Origin of the sequence: Sporosarcina sp. P17b, from assembly GCF_002743115.1 — a bacterium.
Classification (GTDB): domain Bacteria; phylum Bacillota; class Bacilli; order Bacillales_A; family Planococcaceae; genus Sporosarcina; species Sporosarcina ureae_C.
Map to the genome: position 1 here is coordinate 72,382 of NZ_PDYP01000010.1, position 25,795 is coordinate 98,176.

The following is a 25,795-nucleotide window of genomic DNA, read 5'->3' on the forward strand; positions in this document are numbered from 1 at the left end:
TACTCGGCGTTTAATAAACTAAAAGGTGGTTCGATTTACGTGAAAAGACCAACAATCTTAGTATTGGGTGCAGGTTACGGTGGCTTGATGACCGTTGTCAATTTACAGAAGTCATTAGGCGCAGACGAGGCAGACATCGTTCTAATCAACAAAAATGATTATCACTATGAATCTACATGGTTGCATGAAGCGGCAGCTGGAACATTAACTCCAGAACAAGTTCGCTACGATATCTCAAGTGTAATCAATAGCAATAAAGTAAAATTCATCGAAGCTGAAGTAACTGGCATCGATGTAACTACGAAAAGTGTAAAGACAAATCTTGGATCACACACATATGATTACCTTGTGATCGGACTTGGTTTCGAAGGTGAAACTTTCGGTATTCCAGGTTTGGACAAGTACGCATTGTCTATCGCAAATGTGAATGCAGCACGTCAAATCCGTGATCACATGGAATATCAATTCGCTACATGGTCTACTGAAGAAGTAAAAGATGATAGCCGTTTAACTATTATCGTAGGTGGAGCAGGATTCACAGGAATCGAGTACCTTGGGGAACTAGGAAACCGTGTACCTGAACTATGTAAAGAATATGATGTGCCAGCTAAAAAGGTTCGCATTCTATGTGTAGAAGCGGCGCCAATGGTACTACCTGGTTTCGATCCGGAACTTGTAGAATATGCAGTACGTCAATTAGGCGCGAAAGGTGTAGAATTCTCAATCGGAACACCGGTTGTAGAAGCAACTCCTGAAGGCGTGAAGATTAAAAAAGGCGAAGATGAATTTGAATTCATCAAAGCTGGAACGGTTGTATGGGCTGCGGGTGTTCGTGGTAACCGTCTAATCGAAGAATCAGGTATCGAAAACATGCGTGCTCGCGTAAAAGTTGAAAAAGACATGCGTGCGCCAGGATTCGACGATGTATTTGTCGTAGGTGACTGTGCATTGATGATCAACGAAGCGATCAATCGCCCATTCCCTCCAACAGCACAAATCGCTATGCAACAAGGTGATATGATTGCGAACAACATCATCGCGTTGATGAAAGGAAACCCAACTAAAGAATTTGTACCTGATTTAAAAGGTAGCGTTTGTTCATTAGGGGATTCTGATGCAATTGGTGTCGTATTTGATAAAAAAGTGACAGGTACTAAAGCGTCATTTATGAAGAAAATGATCGATAACCGTGCGTTATTCATGATCGGTGGTCTTGGACTCACGATTAAAAAAGGTAAATTTAACGTTCTGAAATGATTATAAAATAGCACTCGTTTTTGCGAGTGCTTTTTGTATGCAACAAAATAGCCAACAAGTCAACTATGAAAGCAGTCGAAGTAGGGGAAATCGTCTGTCAGATTTTAAGAATTCATGACATCTTAGAAGAACGTTGTGTGTACACTGTCTCATTCTATTGAAAGACTTCCCATCATCCTGTAAAATGTTGAGGTGATGAACTGGAGGTTAGCAAGCATGCAAACTATATCCATAGCTCAAGTGATGCTATCGATCTTGATATTTATTGTTATGTTTTTCGGTATCGGCTTTTTATTGAACATGCTATTGCGTATGACTTGGCTGATGGCTATTATTTATCCGATTATCGTGATTTTTATTATTGATGATGTGGCGATGTATGAGTACTTTACGAAGCCAGGCTATGCGTTTAGTGAGCTAGGGGCGAATTTAATGTCGCTTCATGTGGTAGATATCGTGATTTTGGCGAGTGGTATGGTCGGAGCGATTATCGCAGGATTTGTGATGAAGGTTTTACGCAAGATGGGGTATCAGATGTTCTGATGCTTTAATTATGTGGATGAAAAGAAACGGAACTGGACAAGAAGTCGTGATTTACGACAGCTTGTGACAGTTCCGTTTTTTTGTGCTTCTTTTAGAGTTTACAATATAACCGTATACGTAAGAATGGAGATGAGGATGCCGGTTAGGGCTCCGAAGAATACTTCGTTTGGTTTATGGCCTAGTAGAGTTTTGAGTTCCTGGATTTTGGCGTCGTTGTCTTTTTTAGGCCAGTGTTTTAGATCATCGACGAACATTTGGAAGTCAGAACGCATTTGGTTAATGATAACGGCTTGTTGTCCCGCTTGGTAGCGAATGCCAGTTGCGTCAAACATGACGATGACTGCGAAGATGGCAGATACAGCGAATAAGGGTGAGTCTAATCCTGCTTCAAATGCGATGGCAGTTGTTAGTGCGGTGACTGCGGCTGAGTGGGAGCTTGGCATGCCACCTGTGGAAGTCATAAGTCCGAAATCGAGTTTACGTGTTAATAAAAAATGAATGGGTATTTTTACGAATTGTGCAAATAAAATGGCGAATAGCGCTGCGAGGAGCGGTATGTTTTCAAAAATAGCCAAGAGATTCCACTCCTTTTATGTTAGTAGTTTTGCAAACAGTATATCATAATCTGTATTGAATCGTAGTAAAAACCCAACAATCCTTGTCGTTGGAAGTGCTAATCTGACTAGTCTATACTAGTATGGGGTAAGCGTAAAGAAAAGGGGAGGAATAAAAAATGATAAACGTAGAAACAGCATCCGCAATGAATCAGAAGGAAGTGGAGGTGCTAGTTGTAGGAGTACCTGACCATCCAGAGAACGTAGAAGGGTTTGATCAGTTCGTCGAATCATTCCATCCTTCATTGACAGACTGGATTAAATCGCATGATATTCAACAGAAATTTAAAACTATCACAAAAATGCCCGCCTTATCTAAGCAAACTTACGACCGTGTATATTTTGTAGGCGTTGGCAATCAGAAACAACTGACAGAACAGAAAGTACGCGAACTATTCGCTACTGTAGGTAAACAGCTACATAAGGATCGTGTGCGTACCGTAGGGGTCTGGACAGCGCCCTTCTGCAATGAAGAGATCCATTGTGAGGATGTAGCGTTCCTAGCCTCTGAGGGTATCGGTATGGGCTCGTATGCGTATGAAGGATTCCAAACCTCTTCTAACGAAGTAGATGTACCACTTACTACAGTAACGTTCATTACGAATGCTGATGAACAAAGCATCATAGCGGCAGGGGAAGTAGGAATGATCTCTGCGCATGCAGTGAACGAGGCGCGTACTCTCGTCAATGTGCCACCAAATCTATTGACGGCGACTAAGATGGCGGAGTATGCACGGGAATTAGCCGAAAGCTATGACTTAGAAATCGACATTCTTGGTAAAGCGGAAATGGAAGAGCTTGGTATGGGTGCAATTCTTGCGGTCAATCAAGGTTCAGTAGAAGAACCGAAGCTAATTGTGCTGAAGTACCAAGCGACTGAACAGTGGGAAGATGTAATTGGATTAGTAGGTAAAGGAATCACGTATGACACCGGTGGCTACTCGCTGAAGCCTAAAGACGGCATGGTAGGCATGAAAGGTGACATGGGTGGTGCAGCGGCTGTTCTGGGCGCTATGGCCATCATAGGAGAGTCATGGCCAAGAAAGAACGTAATTGCCGTTATAGCTTCATCAGACAACATGATCTCCGGCGAAGCATTTAAACCGGACGACGTCATCACTTCATTAAGCGGCAAGACGATTGAAGTGCTCAATACAGATGCAGAAGGTCGTTTAGTACTGGCTGACGCGGTGACGTATGCGAAGCAAGCGGGAGCTGAGTATCTGATAGATGTAGCCACGTTAACAGGTGGTGTCATTGTAGCGCTCGGTAACGATAAAACGGGTGCGCTGACGAATAACGAGGAATTCTATAAGCAGTTCCAGGAAGCAGCGGATGAAACAGGAGAATTTATTTGGCAAATGCCGTTAACTGAAAATGATCGCAAGCGAATTCGTAAAAGTGATGTTGCTGATTTGAACAACTCACCTGGACGCGATGGCCATATGATATTCGGAGGTGGCTTCGTAGGAGAATTTGTAGGGGATACGCCTTGGATTCATTTAGATATCGCAGGCACATCTGACGCCGCAAGCCCACATGTGCTTGGCCCTAAAGGCGCGACTGGCGTTATGGTCCGTACATTAGCGACATTTGTAGAGCGCTTAGCTGCTGAAACAGAATCACAAGAATAATTCACTCTAGGCGCTTTACCCATTCCTTCTTTCTAGTTGGTCATAGGATAGAGGGAAAGGGGGAACTTGGATGACAAGACATAATAATTACAGAGGTGGCTATGGTGGCGGTCGCGGTCATTATGGCGGTGGTTACGGAGGATTTGGTGGTTTCGGTGGTCCATTCCTAGGTGGTTTAGTTGGCGGGTTTTTAGGTAATGCTATTTCTCCAGGTTACGGTTTCGGTGGCTATGGTGGGGGGTATTATCCACCTTACTACAACAGCTATCCATACTATCCACAACCGTATTACCCTTATTATCCATACTTTTAAAAAAACACGCCGAGATGACTACTTGTCATCCGGCGTGTTTTTATTTGACTCTTTGCGGTGCTTTTTTGCAGCTTCTTTCAGGTCATCGCCAACCGTTAATTTGGTAGGTTCTACTCCTGCCATATAAGCTGCACGAGTCATCAAATGACCGCCAATGGGAGAAGTGATGAACAAGAAGACGATACCGAGCAACAGTGCGACACTGAAGTGGCCTTCATTCCACCAGAAGTGGAGGAAAACGCCAAGCAATAAACTCATAACTCCGAGTGTTGCACTCTTTGAAGCGGCATGTGCGCGAGTGTAGACATCCGGCAACCGCAAAATTCCGATGACTGTGACGATCGTAAAAATGATCCCCACTGTGACAAGAAACACAATAATAATATCAGCGATCAGATCCACTATCGATGATCTCTCCTCTCTCAATAAATTTAGAGAAGGACACCGTACCGATAAACGACATAATCGCAATCAATAGAATCGCATCGATGAAGAAAGGTGTATCAAACAGGATGGATAGCAACGCGATTGCCGAGATTAGCATGACGCCAATCGCATCGAGCGCGACTAGCCGATCCGGAACAGACGGGCCTTTCCATACACGATATAATAATCCGAGCATAGACAAGATGACCAGCACGAGACAGACTGAGTAAAATAGGTTCATCCTCGGCTCACCTCCATGATGGCTTTCTCGAATGTGTTCTTAATAGAGTCGATTGCTTCATCCACATCATCCACGTCGATCGCATGGATATATAACGTTCGCTGATCATCCGATACATGCACGACGACTGTACCGGGTGTCAATGTAATCAAACTGGATAATAGGGTGATTTCCCAATCTTTCTCTAGTTCAGTCGGTAAAGCAAAAAACATAGGTTGCATAGTAGAAAGATCCGGTTTTATGACTAGTAATAACACGGAAATATTCGACAAGATAAGCTCTTTTAGGAAAATCGCTGTAAGTTTCACTGCAGACCAGATTCGCCAAATGTACAAGCGCCCTCTGAAATAGCGGCGAGTCATAATGATCATCAACAGTCCGATGATATATCCAATGATGAACGTAGAAGGTGTCAATGAACTTGACATGAACATCCAAACGACTGCAATGAAGAAATTTAAAAGTATCTGAAAAGCCATTGACCTCTACTCCTTTAACACCGCATTTATATAGATGGATGGATCAGCTAGTACATCTGCTGCATCCGTCATATATGGCATAAGCCACTCTGCACCAACACCGTACGCTACCGTAACGACAACCAGCATGATAGCTGGAACCATCATCTGACGATAAACGCCTTTGTCTCGAGCAGGTAACTCGTTCTTTTGAGGACCCCAGAAAGCATAAATGAAAATCCGTATAACGGACAACAACACAACTAAGCTCGATGCGAGAATGATGATGCTGCCAATTATGTGATCCGCTTCGAACGCGCCTTTTGTGATGAGCACTTTTCCGATGAATCCACTTAATGGAGGTATACCTGCTAGACCGAATGCAGCGATTAGGTACATCCAACCGAGCGTGGCATGGGTCTTAATTAAACCACCCATCTCCCGCAAATTAGAAGTCCCGGTCACATAAATGATGATGCCGATCAAGACAAATAGTGCACCTTTGATCAACATATCATGAATCAAATAAAATATTGCCCCTTCGAGTCCAGCAGTATTCATTTGTGCAACACCGAATAAAATCACACCTACTGCAATGATGATGTTGTAAATGATAATTTGCTTTACATCGAAATAAGCGAGAGCACCGATGCAGCCTGCAATGATTGTCAGTAACGACAAAATCATTAGAAACTGATGTGTAAACCCGATATCGTGCACGAAAAACAACGTATACGTACGCGTAATCGCATAGACACCTACTTTAGTAAGCAAGGCACCGAACAATGCAAGCACTGGAATTGGCGGCGCAGCATACGAATTAGGCAGCCAGAAGTATAGAGGGAAGATTGCCCCTTTAATGCCAAAGACGATCAAGAATAAAATCGCAATGACCGAGATGATTCCCGGTTGATTAATTTCAGCAATCTTCACCGAAATATCCGCCATATTCAAAGTGCCGATAATGGAATACAAATACGCTACCGTAATAACGAAAATCGCAGATGAAATAACGTTGATCAATATGTATTTGATGGATTCGCGAAGCTGTCTCTTCTCGCCGCCGAGCACGATCAGTAAATACGATGCGATCAGTAGCACTTCGAAGAATACGAACATATTGAAAATATCACCTGTTGTAAAGGCGCCGTTGATTCCTGTAATCATGAAAAGAATTGCAGGATAGTAGAAAAACCTTTCTCTTTCTACACCAATTGACGAAAAGCTATAGAGGACGACAAAAAATGTAATACTAATTGTCGTCGTGACGAGCATGGCGGAGAACATGTCCGACACCATCGTAATTCCAAATGGTGCAGGCCAGCTTCCGAGCGTCACGGTTTGGATTCCTTCTGTCTTCACTGTCGCGATAAGCCACAAAGAAGCAACTAGACTGAGAGCCAATCCGATCAGTGTCAAAACTCTTTGGACGATCACTTGCTCTTTGAAAAACAATAAAATCATCGCGAAAAAGAAAGGAATAATGATCGGAAATAAAAGAAGATTAATCATGTTCATCATTCCCTCTCAATTCATTCATATTATCTGTTTGATGTACAGCATACATACGATACGCCATGACGAGCATGACTGCTGTCACACCAAAGCTAATGACGATTGCAGTTAAAATCAATGCTTGAGGCAGGGGATCTGCAAAATCTGTCACACCATCAATGAGTACAGGTGGCGCTAAGCCTCCAAGTCCACCCATCGTTAAGATGAGCAAGTGAGCTCCATGACTGAGCAACCCAGTACCTAAAATCACTTTCAGTAAACTTCTCGATAATATCAAATAGACGGCTGCCGTAAATAATATCCCGATGAGAATTGAAAGAATAAACTCCATCAGTCATCGCCTCCAATCGATTGAATAATCGTGATGGCGGAACCGACGACAACTAAGTAGACTCCACTATCAAATAACATCGCTGTGTGAAGAGACGTATGTCCGAATAGTGGTAAATCAAAATCACTGAATGCATGTGTGAAGAACGGCACATTAAAGAAAATCGAGCCGGCCGCTGTACCTAATGCAAGCAATAGTCCGATCGCAGTCATAATCGTAAAGTTAAACGGTAAAATTTGTTGAATCGTCCGTAAATCGAATGCCAACAACAACAGCACAATCGCCCCTGTTGTCAACAAGCCACCAACGAATCCTCCACCTGGTGCATAGTGACCCGCGAAAAAGATGTGGATGGAGAACAGGAAGATGATGAAAAACACTACTTTGGCTGTAGTTTGTAAAATAACATCATTTGTTTTCATCGTTCGGCTCCTTTCTCGATACACGTAAGCGAATCATGCCAAGTACCGCAATCCCTGCAATAGCTAATACTGCGATTTCAAATAATGTATCAAATCCACGGTAATCTACAAGAATGACGTTGACGATATTTCCGCCAGCGGCTTCTGACTCGACCGTATCTTTATAATACTTAGAAATCGAAGGGATCATTTTTTGTGAGTGGCTGGATAGGGCGACCAATGTCACCATCACACCTACACTCAATGAAACAATCAAGTTGACTACTTTAATGCGTTTCGTTTCACCGTGCGAACTGAGTGCCGGCAAATGCTTGAATGCCAGCAAGAACAACGCAACGGATACGGTCTCGATTACGAGTTGCGTCAATGCTAAGTCAGGCGCTTTGAAGATGACGAAGAATAATGCGACGGAATACCCGACACCGCCGAGCGCGATAATCGCAGCAAGGCGAGACTTCGCAAACACAACAAATCCGACAGACAAGATTAACACGATCGCATTTAACGATCCATATAATGTAATCGCTGAGAAACTATTCATATCGACAACAAATGCATCCTTAATGAACAACAGCGCGATGATCGAAACGGACATGAATGCGAACATATACAATAAGTATGTCCGGATCTTACCTGTCATATAAAGACGAGAAACTCGATTCAATCCTTTTTCACTTCCACGCATCAACGCATCATAGCCTTCATTCAACGATAACTTATCAGGCTGGATACGATAGAGTGGCTGCCATTTTGGAATGGTCAGATAAAGTAATGTACCGAATGCGATCACGCCAATAGTCAACCATAGGCCAACTGCTCCAAAACCATGCCAAGCTTTGACATGAATATCGATAGCGGAAGGGTTTGCGTACAATGTCGGTTGAATGGCCATGACAGCCGGTTTAATAATCCACTTACCAACTACGTTCGGAATGAAGAACACAAGAATGACGATCGTTGCCAAAATCATAGGTGAAATCAGCATGCCAATCGGCGCTTCATGCGGTTGTTTCGGCAATTTGTCGAATTTCTTCTGACCCATAAATGTTTTTAACACAAAATACAAACTGTACGTAAACGTAAAGACACTGGCAATCCAAGCAACGATCGGGAACATAATGCCCCATGTATCGAAGTTGAATAATTCAAAGTGTCGAAGCGCTACCATGGATTCAAGGAACATTTCCTTACTTAAGAATCCGCTAAACGGTGGCAGTCCAGCCATGGATAATGAACCGATAGCTGCAACAGTAAAGCTGATTGGCATCACGCTCATTAATCCACCGAGCTTACGAATATCTCGGGTGCCGGTTTCATGATCGATAATGCCTGCAATCATGAAGAGTCCGCCCTTGAATGCTGCGTGGTTAATCAAGTGGAAAATCGCCGCATACGTCGCAAAGCCGAACATGGCCGCCGTCGCATGATACGAGATGGCGCCTGCACCGAGCAATGACATAATTAATCCGAGCTGGCTGACGGTTGAAAATGCTAAAATCGCTTTCAAATCCGTTTGCTTCACTGCAAAGAACGAACCCCAGAACAGTGTCAGCAATCCGATTCCAGTAACAAGCCAAATCCATGTGGACGACGTACCGAAAATCGGCGTAAAACGTGCAACCAAATAAATACCCGCCTTAACCATCGTGGCGGAGTGTAAGTATGCACTGACTGGTGTTGGCGCTTCCATTGCATCCGGTAACCAGATATAGAATGGAAATTGTGCCGATTTCGTAAAGGCACCAAGCAATAATAAGATTAAAGCTAGTGTGAAATATGGTTGACTTACAAGTTCAGGAGCTTGCGCAATCAATTCACGAACAGAGAAGGTTTCTCCCATGATACTGAGCAAAATGAATGCCCCGAGCATCATCAATCCACCAAACACTGTAATCATCATGGATTTCAATGCACCAAAACGTGATTTATCCTTCGTGTACCAGAAACCAATCAATAAGAAGGACGAAATCGATGTTAACTCCCAGAATAAATAGAGCGTCATCGTGTTGTCAGATTGTACGACTCCAAGCATGGCGGTCATAAAAATCAGTAAGTAGACATAAAAACTACCTAGATCTTCTTTTTCTCTATCCATATAAAATACAGAGTACAATACAACTAACGAACCGATACCGGTGATCAATAGCGTAAATAATAAACTTAGACCATCTATGTACGAAGTAAATGCAATACCTAGTGATGGAATCCAATTTAATTCAGAACTAGCATGACCACCATCCATCACTAACGGCAAGAAACTTAAGTAATAGCCGAACAATACTAGCGGGACGAGAAAGACGAACCAACCCGTATGTATTCCTTTGATCTTCTTATAAGCAAAAGGAACAAGTATTGCGAAGATTACAGGTAAAAAAATCAATAACACGAATTCCAAGAGAATCCTCCTTCCAACCATATTCTTCACATATTCAAATTTCCATAGCGATATGCGTGGGCGTATTTGTTAGTATAGCGTAAAACATTTCAAATTGCATAGACGACAGTTGTCCAATTATTGCTTTATTCGACTTCCTTCTTATATTATTAGGAGGGTGAAAAAATATTTTTGAGGTGTAGTATGAAAAATCCATATTTATTCGGTTATTTGCCCTTTGTCACCGTACTGTTATTCAGTTTAACGTTCGGTGTCTACAGTGTGGGGGAGACATTGATCCTCTTTAAGGAAATCGGTCTCTATCAAGGTATGCGGGAGTTTTTATCGGACTTTCAGTTGCGAATATTTTTGTTGACTATGTATTCCCTATTATTCTTTATGTTATTCGCTGCATTAAAATTGATTGCGGTTACTATTCATGAAACGGCCTTATTATTTTTCTTGAAAGAAGAAGCGGATGCGTCATATAGTGCTTCGAAGTCAGGCGCAGTCATTTACTTTATCGGTGCGCTTGCTTCGGCAATTGGCATTCAATCCTGGAAGACATTGGTGTTAATCTTTCTCATCACTTCTTTTGTCTATTTCATTTATGTAATCTACAAATTAAGTCCATTTATGCCGTTAACGCATACAGTGGGTTTGATCTTCTTTCAAATCATCATCTGGAGTGTATTGGTGGCGGGACTTGTCTATATTATCTTCAGGCTGTATAACGGCTTGTTGGCCAGTATACCGTTAGCGAATCCGGTGAAATAAAAAGAGCCTTGCAGTTCCGAAGTGACGGAACTGCAAGGCTTTTATGGTCGCATCGTAGAGGAAAAAGCGCGCAGATGGATTTTTTGATCACGTAGACGTGGTATCGGCGTCGGTTTATCATAGCCGATCCACACAGCGGACGTATAACGATCATTCATGCCGATCGTCCACAAGTCTTTAAACGAATCAGTCGTTCCCGTCTTCGCTCCCGTATAGCTAGTTGTATATGGAATCCCTTCGCCTGTCCCGTTGACGACTACTTCTTTCATCAAGGAACGTATACTGCGAACTGTCGAAGGAGACCAAACCGCTTTTGACGTATCCTTCCACTTATATAGCACTTCACCTCGACTGTCCTTTACCGCGCGAATAGCATGCGGTGTCAAATATATCCCGTCAATAAAACTCGTAGTCGCTCCGGCAAGTTCGAGTGGCGTCACGCCATGAGAAAATCCGCCGAGTGCAGCAGGGTAGGAACGATCTGCTGCCACTACATGCTGGAAATGAAATGGAGCTAGATGAGAAAATGCTGTATCTATCCCTACACGTTGCAACAAACGCACAGCCGTCGTGTTATAGCTGTTGCGGAACGCTTCCCGTACAGTAGTTGTGCCGAACTGATAGTGGCCAAAGTTCTTCGGACAATACCCGTTGATACAAATATTACTACTGTTGACAGGTGTATCCGCATGATACGGGCCGCTCTCGAAAAACGGTGCATAGACGAGCAGTGGCTTGATTGCTGAACCAGGTTGTCGAACTGCTTGATAAGCTCGGTTGAAGTCTGTCTTTTTATATCCTGAACCCGCATACAGACTAATAATTTCGCGCATTTCATTGTCTATAACTGCAGCGCCCGCTTGAACCCCGCCCGTTCCAATCAATGCATTCAAACGATTTTCATCATGTTGCTGCTTATTTTGATCAAGAGCCGTTTCAATCGTTACGCCTTTACTGATCACATCACGGGTGCGGCGATTGATTTCATTTTGCCAACGCTGTCGTTCTTCCGGTGTCTTGGCCTTGTTCTTCGACACATCGAGTCTTTCTGTCTGCGCAATAAGGTCTTTTAATTCTTCCAATACATAAGAACTGTACATAGGATGAAACTGTTCTTTTTTCTTCACGTGTAATTTAATAGGCAATGTACTGTATCCATCAAATTGTTCTTGTGTAATCACTTGCTGATCAAGCATTACTCGAAGAAGTCGTATTTGACGTTCTTTTGTTTTGTCGAAATGTTTGATGGGATTATAAAGTGAAGGATTGTTTGGAATAGCTGCTAAAAATGCAATTTCTGCTTCATTTAATTTTTCGAGAGGGCGGCTGAAGTAATAGCTTGCCGCACCACCAATTCCGTACACTTGATTGCCGAAATACATTTCATTCAAATACATTTCTAGAATTTCATCTTTTGTCGATTGCTTTTCTAACTCTGCAGCGAGGAATAACTCTTTAAATTTTCTCTCGTATGTTTTCTCTGTTGATAAATAACGCATGCGCACAACTTGCTGTGTAATGGTCGATGCGCCTTGCCGTTTGTCGTCTGCTGCAGCATTGATCGTAAAAGCCCGAATGATGGCCGCGATGTCATACCCACGATGCTCATAAAATGTTCGGTCTTCACTTTTTAAAAATAATTGACGAGTAAAAAACGTCATGTCTCCTAAAGCGATCGGTCGCCGCCATTCAGTATATTCTTCCGCGAATAATTTGCCGTTACGGTCTTTCATTTGAATAGGGGAGACCATGGCGGGTGCTTCTAATTGCACTGCGTCACGAATAGAAGCGTGCAAAGTTTCAGTCTGCACCGTCTCCGCCTGGATTTGGTTTTGTATAAATAATAATAGTGGAACGCAAGCAAGCGTGATCACTAGTCCAATCGTTTGTTTCAACTTACTAGCCTCCCTGTACTTTCGCATAGCTATAGAAAAATATAACATATTGGAACAAGTGCCGCCTGAATCATAGGACATAAAAGCCCCGCAACCGATTAACGGTTTGCGAGGCTAAGATTATATGTGTTCATCTGCTTCAACTTGCCGGTCTTCCAAGAAGTGTTCGAAATCCTGTGTAGGTCGTCGTACAGCCATGGATAAGAACAGATACCCAACGATGAACAATACGCCTGTCACGACGAATACTGCCGGAATGCCGATATATCCACTGACAATCCCACCGAACATTGGCCCGATGATATTACCAAGGAAGCGGAAACTGGTGTTGTACCCCATTACTTCGCCTTGAACTTCCAGTGGAGCTTCTCGGCGGACAAGTGCTGTCGTCAGTGGAATCATACCACCTGTCGAAATACCAAACAAGAACCGCAACAAGACCAGTTGCCAAAGTTCCGTAACGAACGCTTGCGGGATAATGAAGACGAACGACATGATCAGCAGTAATCCAAGAATTTTTTCATACCCGACATCGTCGCCAACCTTCCCCCAGTACCTGGCAAATAGTAAATTACCGAGTCCTGTAGCACTGAACGTCAATCCAGCAAGGAACGCAACATTGGTTGCAGCGTGAGTCAGATCCGCTACGTAGAGTGACAGCAAAGGTTGAATGCTGAAATTCCCGACTTGGATCAACGTCGTAACGAGCATGACGTTGAACATCAGACGGTGTTTGAATAATCCGCCCAAAATAACTTTCCGCGAATACTTCGCCACTTTCCGCACTTTCACTCGCGCTTCTTCTTTAATTCCAAATAGCACAAGCATTGTGGCAAACAGTACGGAAACGGACGTGATGATGAAGGCATACTCAAAACCGAACGTATCCGCCATCATACCGCCAAGAACGGGACCGAATAACATTCCCGAGACACCGCCCATTTGCAACGTCCCGAGCATCTTACCTGCTTCCTCACGTGGCGTCTGAGATGAAATGAAAGCTAATGACGTCGGCAAAAAGCCTGTAACTAGACCCATCAGAAGTCTTAAGACAAAAAAGGTTTCTACGGAATTCACAAAGCCCATCAAAAAGACCGAAATCGTAATCCCGAAACCATTAATTAGCAATATGGGCTTAAAGCCAAAACGATCTGCAAATCGTCCCCAAATAGGAGACATAATGAGCGCGGTAATAAATGTAGCACCAAAAATTAATCCTGCCCACTTCTGGACATATGCATCAGAGTAATCTCCAAACGTTTCAATATATAACGACAGGAACGGCATAATCATCGTCATCGTCCCTGCTACAAGAAAGTTCGTGACCCAGATGATGATGAAATTCTTCTTATGTCGACTCAAAATTGTAACGCCTTCCTCCTGTGATTATTAGATGATTTATAGTATAAAACAATTCGGCAGTCGAAGGAAACATAGTGCTTACATCTACAGTTGGAGTGAAAGTGGTAAATTGGCTTTTTAGATTACGCTACAGTAGAAAGGGGGGGAGGGCTATGAGCGGTTGCAAGACGACTATGATCGTTCACGGCCTGTCATAGAGCGGTCAACAGAAAAGTATGAGCGGAAATGGATCGTGATAGAGCGCTTGACGGGCACAATAGAGCGAATACGCTTGAACTATGAGCATCTCTCACGCGAACAAACACAGTAGATCAACGTTTCCCGCTTCACATAGTGTGCTCTATCTCCACAAAAAAACTCTGTCAACTAACTGTCACAGTTACAATTATCGAATTTTCTAGTCATGTATGATAAACTGTTTTCATACACAAAACAGCATCAAAATGAACACGTATGCAAATTAGAGGAGGAATATCATGTATCCACAATTATCGACTGAAGTAGCAGAAAACGAAGCACTCGTTACAATGAACACAACAATGGGGCCTATCAAAATAAAGCTCTTTAAAGAGCAAGTTCCAAAGACTGTTGAAAACTTCTTGACTCACGCAGAAAACGGTTATTACGACGGTATTATTTTCCACCGTGTAATTCCTGAATTCATGATCCAAGGTGGAGACCCAACTGGAACAGGTATGGGCGGAGAAAGCATCTATGGCAACACATTCCAAGATGAGTTCACTATGGACCTATTCAACTTACGTGGCGCACTATCTATGGCGAACGCTGGACCGAACACAAACGGTAGCCAGTTCTTCATCGTCCAAGCATCTTCACTTGCAGGCGCATCAGCTTCACAATTGAAAAAAGGTGGCTGGCCTGAAGAGATCGCGGATGCGTACGAAGCAAACGGTGGAACACCACACTTGGATCAGAAGCACTCTGTATTTGGTCAGGTACTAGAAGGAATGGACGTAGTCGATAAAATTGCAAACGCAAAAGCTAACCGCGACAATAAGCCAAAAGAAGAAATTAAAATTGAATCAATCGAAATCCTTCAAAAATAAGAAGGTTTAATTCATAGGGGGAAACTAGCATGGACTTCGTTCTATTGATGCCGTTTCTTTATTTTCCTGAAGATAAATCAGAATACATTCCAGCAGCAATCTCTTTCGTCATCTTCATGACGCTAATGCTGTTCGTATTTCGTTGGATTCTTAAGAAGTCCAAACGGCAGGAAGAAGAAACGAAAGAGCTGGAACATCGTATTTTAAAAGAACGACAACAAATTAAAAATCAAGAACATCCCATCGATTGATCGGGATGTTTTTTTGAGTTTTCTCGGATGCTATCAATCTCTCTGCAACTGTTTTCTTTTTTCTTTCACAACACTGTGCTATCATTAAAAGAAAAATGCGAATCAGGTGACAAATCGTGCAAACCATCGAAATGAATAAAAAAGCGGTTGTACTTCTTAAGCAGTGGGATCCATTCCAAGAAGGAGAACACGCATATGATACAGAGATTGCAGATGTAGTGACGAAGCTTCATGAAGTAGATCATCCAGCTGACTTGGCTAAATGTATTCGCGATGCCTATGAGCATACACATGATATGTGGATACCTTTAGAGAAGTGTATGGATATATCCTATAAATTAATTGCGATTAAATATAAAGCCAACTCAATCGTCCAATATTAAATAGTTAACGCCGTCTTTTGGATGGCGTTTTTTTGTTCAAAACTTTGAAATATGGTATACTATGAAACGGCCGCAAAGGCAGACTAGATACTACTTTAGATTGGGAGCTGTTTTGCATGTCTCACAAATTTGCAGTAGGAGATGAGCTGTCCGGAAAAGTTACCGGAATACAGCCGTACGGTGCGTTTGTAGCGCTGGATGCTTCAACGCAAGGGTTAGTGCACATCTCTGAAATCACGTATGGGTTCGTTAAAGACATTCATGAATTTTTGGAAGTTGGGCAAGAAGTTCACGTCAAAGTACTGGATGTGGATGAAAAAGCGAGTAAAATCAGTTTGTCTATCCGTGCATTACAAGAGCCACCGAATTCTTACTTGAACAATCAACGTTCCCGTCAATCATTGCAGGAACGTGTAGATCAGCAAGACGCGGATGGCTTTAATTCATTGAAAGATAAGCTACAAGGCTGGATCGAACAATCCGGACGTTAATAAAAAAGGACTGTCACAGGGAGTGAATATAACTTCCTGTAACAGTCCTTTTTTGTGTTTTTAAATTAGTAAGTAACGTCATTAAAGTTATTTCTGCAACATCAGTATCTTTATTCCTTCAACTTCTTCAATCGATATTGCAAATTCTGTCTGCTCATACCGAGTGAGTTGGCAGTTTTCGTAATATTGTCATCGTGCAGCTTCATCGCTTTCTGAAGATAATACCTCTCCGCTTCTCGTAAATACTGATCAAGCGGTACTAACTTTGAATCGCTTTGTACAATGAAGTCTTTTGGCTGCGAAGATTCATCCGAAATGGACTCCACCTTTAACTTAAACTGCAATGGCAGCATATCAAACGTCAATGTATCTTCACTTGTACGCATGGAAGATACCTCGTCGAGCAAAAACTCCAGCTCACGCAAATTCCCTGGCCATTCATATGCACATAGTAACTCGCTGACTTTTTCATCGATTTTTGCTAACCCCGTTCCGAGCGATTCTATTCTCGTCTTCAAATAGGATTCGGCAAATGGAATAATATCTTCAGGTCGCTTACGTAGGGGAGGGATCCGGATAGCGAATGACGCGAAAAAGTAATAAAGCTCCTTTAACAGTGTCCCGGATGCAATGAGTTCAACTGGGTCATCTCCAATACTCGCGATAAACTGATGAGTGGATGATTTTTGCAAAACGAAAAGTAATGACTGTTGCAATGAAATTGATAAGGAGTCGATTCGCTCACAAAATAACGTCATCGTCAATTGCTGTTGTAAAGTTTCGTCAAGTTGCCGAATGATATCTGTATCAGCATGTAGGCAATGGAATGTGTGAAATACTCTTTGATTTTCCGAGGTTCCGTAGTGAATAGCTTCAGCAAGATTATCTTTCCCAACGCCAGTCTCACCAATTAATAATACAGGTAATCCTGCATCTGCCGCTTTTTCAGCAGTCGAAATGACCGACTTCATCGCAAGAGAGTGGGCTGTGATTTGATTGAATGTGATCGGTCCACGGTTTTTACGCAATGGTTGCAGAACGAACTTCTCCAATGCAGTAATATCTTGGGCAAATTCGATCGCGCCGATCAATTTCTGTTCTTCGTAAATAGGATAAGTGTCATTCATCGTTGTGATTTCTAATTCGTTCGTATTCCAATACCTCTGCTTCACTCGCAATTGTGGTTCTCCACTCTGCAACACTTTCATCAAGGTACTTTCACTTTTGTCGAAGTTGAATAGCTCCAATATAGAATGGTCTTTTATATCCTCGAGATTTAATCCTTCGATTTCCTTCATTTTACGATTGTAGACAAGTGTGCGTCCTGAATGGTCTACGGCATGTATTCCGATATTTGCATGATCCACTGCAAATTGATTGCATATATCTAATACATCTTTATAACTATTCATCAAAAACACCTTCCTAACGTAATACTTAACAGAATATTATTAGTAAAATACTAAAAAGAAAAATAAATGTATCAAAACACTTGCAAAGTGCAACGTTTTCTTGCATCATTATAAATGTAAACGTTAACAAACGCAAATATATTTTGCACTCTCAAATATAAAGGAGGACTTGATCCTAAATGATTCCATACAAACACGAACCATTCACAGATTTTACAGTAGAAGAAAACCGCAAAGCATACGAAGAAGGTTTTAAAACCGTAGAAAGTTATATTGGCCAAGACTATCCGTTAATTATCGGTGGCGAGCGCATCATGACAGATAAGAAGCTAGCGTCTACTAATCCTTCAGATAAAAATGAGATCATCGGGAATGTCTCGCAAGCTAGTCGCGATTTAGCAGAACAAGCGATGAATACGGCAAAAGAAACATTTAAAACGTGGAGAAAAGTGAAGCCTGAATTCCGTGCTGATGTACTATTTAAAGCTGCGGCAATCGTCAGACGTCGTAAGTTCGAGTTTTCTGCACTCCTTACAAAAGAAGCGGGCAAGCCTTGGAACGAAGCGGACGCAGATGTTGCAGAAGGTATCGATTTCCTAGAATACTACGGTCGTCAAATGCTTACACTAAAAGAAGGTATGCACGTAGAGAGCAGACCAGGAGAATTTAACCGATTCGATTATATACCACTTGGTGTAGGCGTAGTTATTTCACCGTGGAACTTCGCATTTGCCATCATGGCAGGTACGACAGTAGGAGCATTAGTGACAGGGAACACAGTATTGTTGAAGCCTGCATCTACTACAACAGTAATTGCATATAAATTCATCGAAGTACTGGAAGAAGCCGGCATGCCTTCAGGCGTTGTCAACTATATCCCAGGGTCAGGTGCAGAAATTGGCGACTATCTAGTCGATCACAAAGATACTCGTTTCGTTTCGTTTACGGGTTCACGCGAAGTCGGTACACGCATTTTCGAACGTGCGGCTAAAGTACATGACGGCCAAATTTGGTTGAAGCGCGTAATTGCGGAAATGGGCGGTAAAGATACGATTGTTGTCGATAATGAAGCAGACCTTGAATTAGCAGCACAATCTATCGTGAAATCTTCATTCGGATTCAGTGGACAGAAATGTTCTGCATGTTCTCGCGCGATCATTCATGAAGATGTCTACGACGAAGTAGTGAAGCGCGTAGAAGAAATTACGAAAACGTATAACTGGGGCGATCCGGTAGATAGCAAGAATACTGCAGGTCCAGTAATTGACCAGGCTGCATACGATAAAATTATGGACTATATTGAAATCGGTAAGAAAGAAGGACGTCTCATTGCAGGCGGAACTGGCGATGACTCCAAAGGTTATTTTGTAGCTCCGACAGTATTCGCAGACGTTGATCCGACTGCGCGTATTTCTCAAGAAGAAATTTTTGGACCGGTCGTGGCGCTTTCTAAAGCTTCATCCTTTACAGAAGCGATTGAGTTTGCGAACGATACAGATTATGGTTTGACAGGTGCTGTCATTACGAATAACCGTCACCACATTGAACAGGCTCGTGAAGATTTCCATGTTGGTAACTTGTATTTCAATAGAGGATGTACAGGTGCTATCGTAGGATATCAGCCGTTTGGCGGATTTAATATGTCGGGTACGGATTCGAAAGCTGGAGGACCGGATTACTTGCAGTTGCATATGCAAGGGAAGACTACTTCAGAGACGCTATAAATCGATTAAGAGAATTCGAGGAGTGAACAGAGATGACGAAAACAACAACTGTTATTGAAAAAACACAAAAATACGGTGCGAATAACTATAATCCGCTACCTATCGTAATTTCGGAGGCGGAAGGTGTCTGGGTGAAAGACCCTGAAGGCAATAAGTATATGGATATGTTAGCTGCATATTCCGCACTCAATCAAGGACATCGCCACCCGAAAATTATTCAAGCGCTGAAAGACCAAGCTGACCGTGTAACGTTAACTTCACGTGCATTCCACAATGATCAACTGGGTCCGTGGTATGAAAAGATGGCAAAGCTTTCAGGTAAAAATATGGTATTGCCTATGAATACAGGTGCAGAAGCAGTGGAAACAGCTTTAAAAGCAGCTAGACGCTGGGCGTATGACGTAAAAGGTGTAGCTGGCAATCATGCAGAAATCATTGCATGTGTCGGGAACTTCCACGGTCGCACGCTTGGAGCAGTTTCACTGTCGTCTGATCCTGAATATAAAAAAGGATTCGGTCCGTTACTACCTGGTATCAAGTTGGTAGAATACGGTGATATCGATGCATTAAAAGCTGCGATTACTTCCAACACGGCGGCATTCCTAATCGAGCCGATCCAAGGCGAAGCTGGAATCATCATTCCTCCAGAAGGATTCATGAAGGAAGCTGCGAAACTATGTAAGGAAGAAAACGTTCTACTAATTGCGGATGAAATTCAAGCAGGACTATGCCGTACGGGTGAAATGTTTGCTTGTAACTATGATGATGTTACACCAGATATGTATATTCTTGGTAAGGCACTAGGTGGCGGAGTATTCCCGATCTCTTGTGTGCTTGCAAATGATGACATCCTAGGGGTATTCAATCCGGGTTCTCACGGTTCTACATTTGGTGGGAATCCGATGGCTTGCGCAGTATCCATAGCAGCACTTGAAGTGTTGGAAGAAGAAGAGCTGGCGAAGCGATCTAAAGAATTAGGAAATTATTTCATGGATGAATTGAAGAAAATTTCTCATCCTGCAATTAAGGAAGTACGTGGCCGTGGATTATTCATTGGGATGGAACTAACAGAAGAGGCACGTCCGTATTGTGAAAAGCTCAAAGAACTAGGTTTACTATGTAAAGAAACGCATGATACCGTCATTCGTTTTGCTCCTCCACTGACTATTACTCAAGAAGAGCTGGATTGGGCATTGGAGAAGATTCGCACAGTATTTAACAAGTAAGTAACGTTCACCCACCCATCCGATTTCTGCATAAAAATAAATTCAAAGAAGGTTTGGAATTGATGGGTGGATGTTTCAACACGTCCGTGTTATAATGTGTCCGTGAAAGACAATACCAAACAAAGAGGCGAGCCATACAATGACAGAAAACCTGAATCTATTTACGTCTACACAAGTTGTTATAAAAGAAGCACTTGAAAAGCTAGGCTATGATGAAGGAATGTATGAACTATTGAAAGAACCACTTCGTATGGTGGAAGTGCGCATTCCAGTCCGTATGGATGATGGAAAAGTAAAAGTATATACCGGTTACCGTGGACAACACAATGACGCAGTCGGACCTACAAAAGGTGGAATTCGATTCCATCCTAACGTTAGTGCTGATGAAGTGAAGGCGCTATCTATGTGGATGACGCTAAAAGCTGGAATTGTGGATTTACCATATGGTGGAGCTAAAGGCGGTATCATCTGTGATCCGCGAGAAATGTCGATGGGTGAACTAGAAAGACTAAGCCGAGGCTATGTGCGTGCACTTAGTCAAATCATGGGACCTGCAAAGGATATCCCTGCACCGGACGTCTTTACGAATTCACAAATCATGGCATGGATGATGGATGAATACAGTAAAATTGATGAATTCAACTCTCCTGGTTTCATTACAGGGAAGCCAGTCGTACTCGGTGGTTCACATGGCCGCGAGCGCGCAACAGCTGAAGGTGTAACGATCATTATCAATGAAGCGGCAAAACGTCGCAACATCGATATGAAAGGTGCACGTGTTATCATTCAAGGGTTTGGTAACGCAGGTAGCTTCTTATCCAAGTTTTTACATGACTCCGGTGCGAAAGTTATCGGAATATCTGATGCATATGGAGCTTTGCATGATCCGGACGGTTTAGATATCGACTATCTATTAGATCGTCGCGACAGCTTCGGAACAGTTACTACATTATTCGACAATACGCTAACCAATGCGGAATTACTCGAAATGGATTGTGATATCTTAGTTCCAGCTGCTATTGAAAACCAGATTACAGAAGAAAATGCTCATAATATTAAAGCGGATATCGTAGTGGAAGCAGCGAATGGTCCAACTACAGCGGAAGCTACAAAAATCCTGACAGATCGCGGTATTCTACTAGTACCAGACGTATTAGCTAGTGCTGGTGGCGTAACAGTATCGTATTTCGAATGGGTTCAGAACAATATGGGCTATTATTGGTCTGAAGAAGAAGTTCGTGAAAAATTGACAGAAAAAATGATTGCTGCATTTGAAAATGTCTATAATATATCGTCTACACGTAATATTGATATGCGTTTAGCGGCATATATGATTGGTGTACGCAGAACAGCGGAAGCAAGCCGTTTCCGTGGCTGGGTATAATAACAACTAAAGGCATCTCCTCATATAAGAGGAGATGCCTTTTAAATTTGTTCAACGGATGAAGTGGAATGAGTTTCTTCAGCGGGTTTATGTCCGTCTTCCCTTCGCCAATACGTAAAGAGGACTTGTAACGCCATAAGACCAGACAATCCGATGATGATATACAGGAAGCGTGCTAGAGGCTGATAGGCACCTTCAGTAAGTTGTGCGATGACGTCAAAACGAAAGATTCCAACGACTCCCCAGTTTAATGCGCCGATCAGCGCGATGGCCAATGTAACTTTTTGCAGTGTTTCCATTTTATCTCCTCCTGTAAAAAGTATATCCTGTTTTTAGAACACTATACTTGCATCATAAATACATCTTTTTCATAATAGAGAGTAAGAAAGAGGAGGCGTATGATTTGGATAACTTTATTTTTAACAATCCGACTAAATTAATATTCGGTAAAGATCAACTACAACGATTGCCAAAAGAGCTTGAACAATACGGTAAAAAGGTGTTACTCGTGTACGGTGGCGGCAGTATTAAGCGCAATGGCCTGTATGACGAAATTACAAAGATGTTAAACGACAATGATTTCGAAGTAGTGGACATGCCAGGTGTTGAACCCAATCCTCGTTTGTCGACAGCTAAGAGAGGCGCAGACCTTTGTAAAGAACATAATATCGATGTGATTCTCGCAGCTGGTGGCGGTTCTGTAATTGACTGTACGAAGTTAATTGCTTCCGCAGCGAAATATGACGGTGATCCTTGGGACTTTGTAACAGGTAAAGCAACGCCTAAAGAAGCACTTCCATTCGGTACGGTGCTGACGATAACTGCAACTAGTTCAGAAATGAATGCGGGTTCTGTTATTACTAATGAAGAGACACAAGAGAAATACGGCTGGGGTGGGCCATTAAGCTATCCACAGTTTTCTATATTAGATCCGAAATATACATTGTCAGTGCCGCTTGATCAAACAGTCAATGGAATTGTTGATACGATGTCCCACATTTTCGAACAATACTTCCACACGGCAGACAACGCATTGTTGCAAGATGAAATTTGCGAAGCGGCATTACGCTCTGTTATGAAGACTGGCGAACAACTAGTAAAAGATCCAGAAAATATAGACCTTCGTGAATCCATGATGTTTGCAGGAGTTTGGGGATTGAACGGTTTCTTATCGATGGGAACAAGAGGGGACTGGGGTACGCATAATATTGAACACGCCGTATCTGCTGTCTACGATATTCCGCACGCAGGCGGTTTGGCGATTCTATTCCCGCACTGGATGAAGCAAACATTCCCCAAAAACCCAAAGCGCTTTGTACAGCTAGCTGTTAATGTGTTCGGTGTAGATCCAGCTGATAAAACGGATGAAGAAGTTGCAATGGAAGGAATCGACCGCTTAAGTGCCTATTGGAAGAAGATTGGCGCACCTGTCACACTAGCGGATTATGATATCGATGACTCTAAATTAGAGTTAATGGCTGAAAAAGCTGCTATAAATGGTCCGGTCGGTGGATTTGCTAAGCTTTCTAAGGATGAAGTTCTTACTTTATTGAAAGCTAGTTTATAATTCCTGATATTATGTTTCTATTGAATATGTAAAAAGACTGAAAACAACTGCCTGTAGCGGGGTTGTTTTCAGTCTGCAACGTCAAGTCACTTCGGCTTGGCGTTTTTTTATGGATAAATAACGAGCTCTACCGATTCTACATAAGAAAGTGTAGTTAGTTCTATGTAGAGTGAAGAGGTAGATTTTTTTGGATGTGCCATAAGTTTAAATTGCAATTCATGATGGTAATGATGTTCGGGTGTTTGGAATTGTCTAATACGCATATGGTCAATTTCCATGTTTTCTTCATGTAAGTATTTTATGAGATCATCAATCTTAGACTTTTGCGTAATGATAATCGTGCAATTTGCTTCTTTTGTACGTAACCGTTTCGGACCGAATCTGCCTAGCATAGGCGCGATTAGCTCAATAACGATCATTACACTGATTACAGTGAAGAATGCTTCGAAGTAAAAACCAGCCCCTACTGCAATACCAATTCCCGCGGCGCCCCAGATCATAGCAGCAGTAGTAAGTCCTGTTATATTATCGTTATCCCTGCGCAATATCGCACCGGCGCCAAGGAATCCGATACCACTGACGATTTGTGCAGATAGTCGTAAAGGATCCATTGTAATATTAATATCATCGCGGGACGGTACTAAATAGGCTGCTTCCATTGAAATGATTGTCAATAGGCAACTGAATGTAGCGATGACCGCGCTTGTCTTCAGTCCGATAGGTTTCTTCTTGATTTCTCGCTCCACGCCAATAATGATACTAAGTACGAGGGCGACACTGATTTTGATTAGCGCTTCTCCATTAAATGAATCCGCAAGTAATGTAAACATAAATTATCCTCCTTCACTTACAAAATAGGAAGATTACCTATATACTTTCTTTTATACGGCAATCAACTCGTACATGCCTCTCTTTCTATTGTAATGGAAAGGGAGATAGAAAGAGAAGTGATATTTTGAATAAACCATCAATTCATCCTTACATACCGATAGCGATTGGTGTACTTACTGTCGGCTTATCTGCAATCTTCGTAAAGTTGGCCACTGCAGATGCAGGAGTCATCGCCTTTTATCGTATGTTCTTTTCAGCAGTCATTATGCTTCCGTTATTCTTAATTTCGTATCGTAACGAGCTAACAACATTAACGAAAAGAGAATGGTTGTTTACTGCGAGCTCAGGAATATTTTTAGCAATCCATTTTATATTGTGGTTTGAATCCCTGAACTACACATCAGTCGCCAGCTCTACCGTACTAGTTACGCTGCAGCCGGTATTTGCATTGGCTGGCACAGCATTGTTCTTTAAAGAGATCATTACAGGGAAGATGCTCACTGCTGTTCTTGTTGCATTAACCGGAAGTTTTATTATTAGTTGGGGAGACTTTCAAGTAAGTGGGGCCGCATTATTTGGAGATATCTTGGCGTTGCTAGCTTGTGCATTCGTTACAGCTTATTTATTAATTGGTCAAAATGTGCGTAAAAGAATATCACTCGTGACGTACACCTTTCTTGTTTACTCCGTGAGTTCGGTTGCATTATTTATCTATGTACTCGTCATACAAGAACCGTTCTTTGGATATCCCTCATCTGATTGGGGCTGGTTCTTAGCTTTAGCAATCTTGCCAAATCTACTGGGGCACACATTATTTAACTGGGCAGTTAAGTGGGTGAGCACAAATGTAGTATCAATCGCCATTCTATTTGAACCTGTGCTTGCTTCAATCGCCGCTTACTTCGTGTTACACGAAAAAATAACTACACTTCAATTAATAGGCGCAATCGTTGTCCTGACGGGGATTCTACTGTTTATTATCGATGTGAAATCAATAAAGAAAAAACTATTTACGAAAAACACTTGATTTCTCTATACGATCTATTGTATATTAGTTCTTGTCGCTTCGGACGTAAACGAAATCAACGAAAAAAACTTCTTTAAAAAAGTTGTTGACTTCGAGAAACGCTGAGTGTAATATAAAGAAGTTGCTTTCACACAGGCAACAAACACGAACCTTGAAAACTGAACAGCAAAACGTTAACGAAATACAGTTTGTGCCTGGCTTGCCAGTGACATAAACAAAAATGAGTATCTTAATTGATGCCAGCAAATGAAACTCGAGCTAATCGAATTT

Annotated in this window: 28 protein-coding genes; 15 read left to right on the top strand and 13 right to left on the bottom strand. The window is 42.2% G+C overall.

Annotated elements, in window-relative coordinates; genetic code table 11:
* Positions 1 to 39: 39 nt before the first annotated feature.
* Entirely contained in the window at positions 40 to 1,257 is a 1,218-nt protein-coding gene (locus CSV76_RS12180; protein ID WP_099625738.1) for an NAD(P)/FAD-dependent oxidoreductase, read from the top strand.
* A gap of 216 nt (positions 1,258 to 1,473) precedes the next feature.
* Positions 1,474 to 1,800, top strand: coding sequence for a YuiB family protein (locus CSV76_RS12185; RefSeq protein ID WP_085426791.1), 327 nt, complete (start codon positions 1,474 to 1,476; stop codon positions 1,798 to 1,800).
* 98 nt (positions 1,801 to 1,898) lie between these two features.
* Here CSV76_RS12185 and CSV76_RS12190 read toward each other — a convergent pair whose 3' ends face one another.
* Positions 1,899 to 2,375 (bottom strand): divergent PAP2 family protein, encoded by a 477-nt coding sequence (locus tag CSV76_RS12190; RefSeq protein WP_085426790.1) that lies wholly within the window; start codon positions 2,373 to 2,375, stop codon positions 1,899 to 1,901.
* Positions 2,376 to 2,533: 158 nt separating this feature from the next.
* On the opposite strand from CSV76_RS12190, the gene CSV76_RS12195 reads away from it, so the two are divergent.
* Together CSV76_RS12195 and CSV76_RS12200 are read left to right on the top strand one after the other, a co-directional pair.
* Entirely contained in the window at positions 2,534 to 4,048 is a 1,515-nt protein-coding gene (locus CSV76_RS12195; protein ID WP_099625739.1) for a leucyl aminopeptidase, read from the top strand.
* 70 nt (positions 4,049 to 4,118) lie between these two features.
* Positions 4,119 to 4,361 (top strand): hypothetical protein, encoded by a 243-nt coding sequence (locus CSV76_RS12200; protein ID WP_099625740.1) that lies wholly within the window; start codon positions 4,119 to 4,121, stop codon positions 4,359 to 4,361.
* Positions 4,362 to 4,379: 18 nt separating this feature from the next.
* Here the strand turns inward: CSV76_RS12200 and mnhG are convergent, their stop codons facing one another.
* The 7 genes from mnhG to CSV76_RS12235 are packed head-to-tail and all read right to left on the bottom strand — an operon-like array spanning position 4,380 to position 10,149.
* On the bottom strand, positions 4,380 to 4,763 hold the full coding sequence (gene mnhG, locus CSV76_RS12205) for a monovalent cation/H(+) antiporter subunit G (protein WP_099625741.1): 384 nt from the start codon (positions 4,761 to 4,763) through the stop codon (positions 4,380 to 4,382).
* Positions 4,747 to 5,028, bottom strand: coding sequence for a Na(+)/H(+) antiporter subunit F1 (locus tag CSV76_RS12210; protein WP_085426787.1), 282 nt, complete (start codon positions 5,026 to 5,028; stop codon positions 4,747 to 4,749). Before CSV76_RS12210 ends, mnhG begins: the two co-directional genes overlap by 17 nt.
* Positions 5,025 to 5,507 carry a Na+/H+ antiporter subunit E gene (locus tag CSV76_RS12215; protein WP_085426786.1) on the bottom strand — a complete coding sequence of 161 codons (483 nt, stop codon included), beginning with the start codon at positions 5,505 to 5,507 and terminating at the stop codon, positions 5,025 to 5,027. Before CSV76_RS12215 ends, CSV76_RS12210 begins: the two co-directional genes overlap by 4 nt.
* Before the next feature lie 6 nt (positions 5,508 to 5,513).
* Complete coding sequence (locus CSV76_RS12220; RefSeq protein WP_099625742.1) at positions 5,514 to 6,998, bottom strand: Na+/H+ antiporter subunit D; 1,485 nt, start codon at positions 6,996 to 6,998, stop codon at positions 5,514 to 5,516.
* Positions 6,991 to 7,332 (bottom strand): Na(+)/H(+) antiporter subunit C, encoded by a 342-nt coding sequence (locus CSV76_RS12225; protein WP_099625743.1) that lies wholly within the window; start codon positions 7,330 to 7,332, stop codon positions 6,991 to 6,993. Before CSV76_RS12225 ends, CSV76_RS12220 begins: the two co-directional genes overlap by 8 nt.
* Positions 7,332 to 7,754, bottom strand: coding sequence for a Na(+)/H(+) antiporter subunit B (locus CSV76_RS12230; RefSeq protein WP_029054412.1), 423 nt, complete (start codon positions 7,752 to 7,754; stop codon positions 7,332 to 7,334). Before CSV76_RS12230 ends, CSV76_RS12225 begins: the two co-directional genes overlap by 1 nt.
* Positions 7,741 to 10,149, bottom strand: a complete 2,409-nt coding sequence (locus tag CSV76_RS12235; protein WP_099625744.1) for a Na+/H+ antiporter subunit A — start codon at positions 10,147 to 10,149, stop codon at positions 7,741 to 7,743. Before CSV76_RS12235 ends, CSV76_RS12230 begins: the two co-directional genes overlap by 14 nt.
* A 183-nt stretch (positions 10,150 to 10,332) precedes the next feature.
* Between CSV76_RS12235 and CSV76_RS12240 the strand changes: the two genes are divergently transcribed.
* Positions 10,333 to 10,905 (top strand): YufK family protein, encoded by a 573-nt coding sequence (locus tag CSV76_RS12240; protein ID WP_099625745.1) that lies wholly within the window; start codon positions 10,333 to 10,335, stop codon positions 10,903 to 10,905.
* 41 nt (positions 10,906 to 10,946) lie between these two features.
* On the opposite strand, the gene CSV76_RS12245 is transcribed toward CSV76_RS12240, so the two are convergent.
* On the bottom strand, positions 10,947 to 12,800 hold the full coding sequence (locus CSV76_RS12245; RefSeq protein WP_233204476.1) for a transglycosylase domain-containing protein: 1,854 nt from the start codon (positions 12,798 to 12,800) through the stop codon (positions 10,947 to 10,949).
* A 120-nt stretch (positions 12,801 to 12,920) separates the two neighbouring features.
* A complete protein-coding gene (locus CSV76_RS12250) occupies positions 12,921 to 14,162 on the bottom strand; it encodes an MFS transporter (RefSeq protein ID WP_085426780.1) in 1,242 nt (413 codons plus the stop codon).
* A 160-nt stretch (positions 14,163 to 14,322) separates the two neighbouring features.
* Here CSV76_RS12250 and CSV76_RS17350 point away from each other — a divergent pair, with 160 nt between their 5' ends.
* The 5 genes from CSV76_RS17350 to yugI all read left to right on the top strand — a co-directional run bounded on the left by CSV76_RS17350 (position 14,323) and on the right by yugI (position 16,354).
* Complete coding sequence (locus CSV76_RS17350) at positions 14,323 to 14,472, top strand: hypothetical protein (RefSeq protein ID WP_158232800.1); 150 nt, start codon at positions 14,323 to 14,325, stop codon at positions 14,470 to 14,472.
* A gap of 166 nt (positions 14,473 to 14,638) precedes the next feature.
* The gene (locus CSV76_RS12255; protein WP_085426779.1) at positions 14,639 to 15,229 is read left to right on the top strand and encodes a peptidylprolyl isomerase; all 591 of its coding nucleotides are present in this window, start codon (positions 14,639 to 14,641) and stop codon (positions 15,227 to 15,229) included.
* A gap of 29 nt (positions 15,230 to 15,258) precedes the next feature.
* A complete protein-coding gene (locus CSV76_RS12260) occupies positions 15,259 to 15,480 on the top strand; it encodes a hypothetical protein (RefSeq protein ID WP_085426778.1) in 222 nt (73 codons plus the stop codon).
* A gap of 116 nt (positions 15,481 to 15,596) precedes the next feature.
* Positions 15,597 to 15,863 (top strand): DUF1871 family protein, encoded by a 267-nt coding sequence (locus tag CSV76_RS12265; RefSeq protein WP_199173058.1) that lies wholly within the window; start codon positions 15,597 to 15,599, stop codon positions 15,861 to 15,863.
* Between the two features lie 116 nt (positions 15,864 to 15,979).
* Positions 15,980 to 16,354 (top strand): S1 domain-containing post-transcriptional regulator GSP13, encoded by a 375-nt coding sequence (gene yugI, locus CSV76_RS12270; protein ID WP_085426777.1) that lies wholly within the window; start codon positions 15,980 to 15,982, stop codon positions 16,352 to 16,354.
* A gap of 110 nt (positions 16,355 to 16,464) precedes the next feature.
* Here yugI and CSV76_RS12275 read toward each other — a convergent pair whose 3' ends face one another.
* Entirely contained in the window at positions 16,465 to 17,766 is a 1,302-nt protein-coding gene (locus CSV76_RS12275) for a sigma 54-interacting transcriptional regulator (RefSeq protein WP_085426776.1), read from the bottom strand.
* Between the two features lie 179 nt (positions 17,767 to 17,945).
* Here CSV76_RS12275 and pruA point away from each other — a divergent pair, with 179 nt between their 5' ends.
* From pruA to CSV76_RS12290, 3 genes are all read left to right on the top strand, one after another.
* Complete coding sequence (gene pruA, locus CSV76_RS12280; RefSeq protein ID WP_099625746.1) at positions 17,946 to 19,490, top strand: L-glutamate gamma-semialdehyde dehydrogenase; 1,545 nt, start codon at positions 17,946 to 17,948, stop codon at positions 19,488 to 19,490.
* A 32-nt stretch (positions 19,491 to 19,522) separates the two neighbouring features.
* Positions 19,523 to 20,716 (top strand): ornithine--oxo-acid transaminase, encoded by a 1,194-nt coding sequence (locus tag CSV76_RS12285; RefSeq protein WP_085426774.1) that lies wholly within the window; start codon positions 19,523 to 19,525, stop codon positions 20,714 to 20,716.
* 139 nt (positions 20,717 to 20,855) lie between these two features.
* The gene (locus tag CSV76_RS12290; RefSeq protein WP_099625747.1) at positions 20,856 to 22,100 is read left to right on the top strand and encodes a Glu/Leu/Phe/Val family dehydrogenase; all 1,245 of its coding nucleotides are present in this window, start codon (positions 20,856 to 20,858) and stop codon (positions 22,098 to 22,100) included.
* A 41-nt stretch (positions 22,101 to 22,141) separates the two neighbouring features.
* Here the strand turns inward: CSV76_RS12290 and CSV76_RS12295 are convergent, their stop codons facing one another.
* Positions 22,142 to 22,399 (bottom strand): DUF378 domain-containing protein, encoded by a 258-nt coding sequence (locus CSV76_RS12295; protein WP_099625748.1) that lies wholly within the window; start codon positions 22,397 to 22,399, stop codon positions 22,142 to 22,144.
* A gap of 104 nt (positions 22,400 to 22,503) precedes the next feature.
* Here CSV76_RS12295 and CSV76_RS12300 point away from each other — a divergent pair, with 104 nt between their 5' ends.
* Positions 22,504 to 23,667: an iron-containing alcohol dehydrogenase gene (locus CSV76_RS12300; RefSeq protein WP_099625749.1), complete on the top strand. Its 1,164-nt coding sequence runs from the start codon at positions 22,504 to 22,506 to the stop codon at positions 23,665 to 23,667.
* Between the two features lie 107 nt (positions 23,668 to 23,774).
* Here the strand turns inward: CSV76_RS12300 and CSV76_RS12305 are convergent, their stop codons facing one another.
* A complete protein-coding gene (locus tag CSV76_RS12305; RefSeq protein WP_099625750.1) occupies positions 23,775 to 24,497 on the bottom strand; it encodes an MgtC/SapB family protein in 723 nt (240 codons plus the stop codon).
* Between the two features lie 125 nt (positions 24,498 to 24,622).
* On the opposite strand from CSV76_RS12305, the gene CSV76_RS12310 reads away from it, so the two are divergent.
* Positions 24,623 to 25,525 (top strand): DMT family transporter, encoded by a 903-nt coding sequence (locus CSV76_RS12310; protein WP_085426769.1) that lies wholly within the window; start codon positions 24,623 to 24,625, stop codon positions 25,523 to 25,525.
* Positions 25,526 to 25,795 lie beyond the last annotated feature (270 nt).

Excerpts from the sequence above, each read along its gene's own strand:
- CSV76_RS12185 (WP_085426791.1), top strand. The coding sequence starts at position 1,474 with ATGCAAACTATATCCATAGCTCAAGTGATGCTATCGATCTTGATATTT.
- CSV76_RS12195 (WP_099625739.1), top strand. The coding sequence starts at position 2,534 with ATGATAAACGTAGAAACAGCATCCGCAATGAATCAGAAGGAAGTGGAG.
- CSV76_RS12200 (WP_099625740.1), top strand. The coding sequence starts at position 4,119 with ATGACAAGACATAATAATTACAGAGGTGGCTATGGTGGCGGTCGCGGT.
- CSV76_RS12210 (WP_085426787.1), bottom strand. The coding sequence starts at position 5,028 with ATGAACCTATTTTACTCAGTCTGTCTCGTGCTGGTCATCTTGTCTATG.
- CSV76_RS12215 (WP_085426786.1), bottom strand. The coding sequence starts at position 5,507 with ATGGCTTTTCAGATACTTTTAAATTTCTTCATTGCAGTCGTTTGGATG.
- CSV76_RS12220 (WP_099625742.1), bottom strand. The coding sequence starts at position 6,998 with ATGATTAATCTTCTTTTATTTCCGATCATTATTCCTTTCTTTTTCGCG.
- CSV76_RS12225 (WP_099625743.1), bottom strand. The coding sequence starts at position 7,332 with ATGGAGTTTATTCTTTCAATTCTCATCGGGATATTATTTACGGCAGCC.
- CSV76_RS12230 (WP_029054412.1), bottom strand. The coding sequence starts at position 7,754 with ATGAAAACAAATGATGTTATTTTACAAACTACAGCCAAAGTAGTGTTT.
- CSV76_RS12240 (WP_099625745.1), top strand. The coding sequence starts at position 10,333 with ATGAAAAATCCATATTTATTCGGTTATTTGCCCTTTGTCACCGTACTG.
- CSV76_RS12255 (WP_085426779.1), top strand. The coding sequence starts at position 14,639 with ATGTATCCACAATTATCGACTGAAGTAGCAGAAAACGAAGCACTCGTT.
- CSV76_RS12260 (WP_085426778.1), top strand. The coding sequence starts at position 15,259 with ATGGACTTCGTTCTATTGATGCCGTTTCTTTATTTTCCTGAAGATAAA.
- yugI (WP_085426777.1), top strand. The coding sequence starts at position 15,980 with ATGTCTCACAAATTTGCAGTAGGAGATGAGCTGTCCGGAAAAGTTACC.
- CSV76_RS12275 (WP_085426776.1), bottom strand. The coding sequence starts at position 17,766 with ATGAATAGTTATAAAGATGTATTAGATATATGCAATCAATTTGCAGTG.
- pruA (WP_099625746.1), top strand. The coding sequence starts at position 17,946 with ATGATTCCATACAAACACGAACCATTCACAGATTTTACAGTAGAAGAA.
- CSV76_RS12285 (WP_085426774.1), top strand. The coding sequence starts at position 19,523 with ATGACGAAAACAACAACTGTTATTGAAAAAACACAAAAATACGGTGCG.
- CSV76_RS12290 (WP_099625747.1), top strand. The coding sequence starts at position 20,856 with ATGACAGAAAACCTGAATCTATTTACGTCTACACAAGTTGTTATAAAA.
- CSV76_RS12295 (WP_099625748.1), bottom strand. The coding sequence starts at position 22,399 with ATGGAAACACTGCAAAAAGTTACATTGGCCATCGCGCTGATCGGCGCA.
- CSV76_RS12305 (WP_099625750.1), bottom strand. The coding sequence starts at position 24,497 with ATGTTTACATTACTTGCGGATTCATTTAATGGAGAAGCGCTAATCAAA.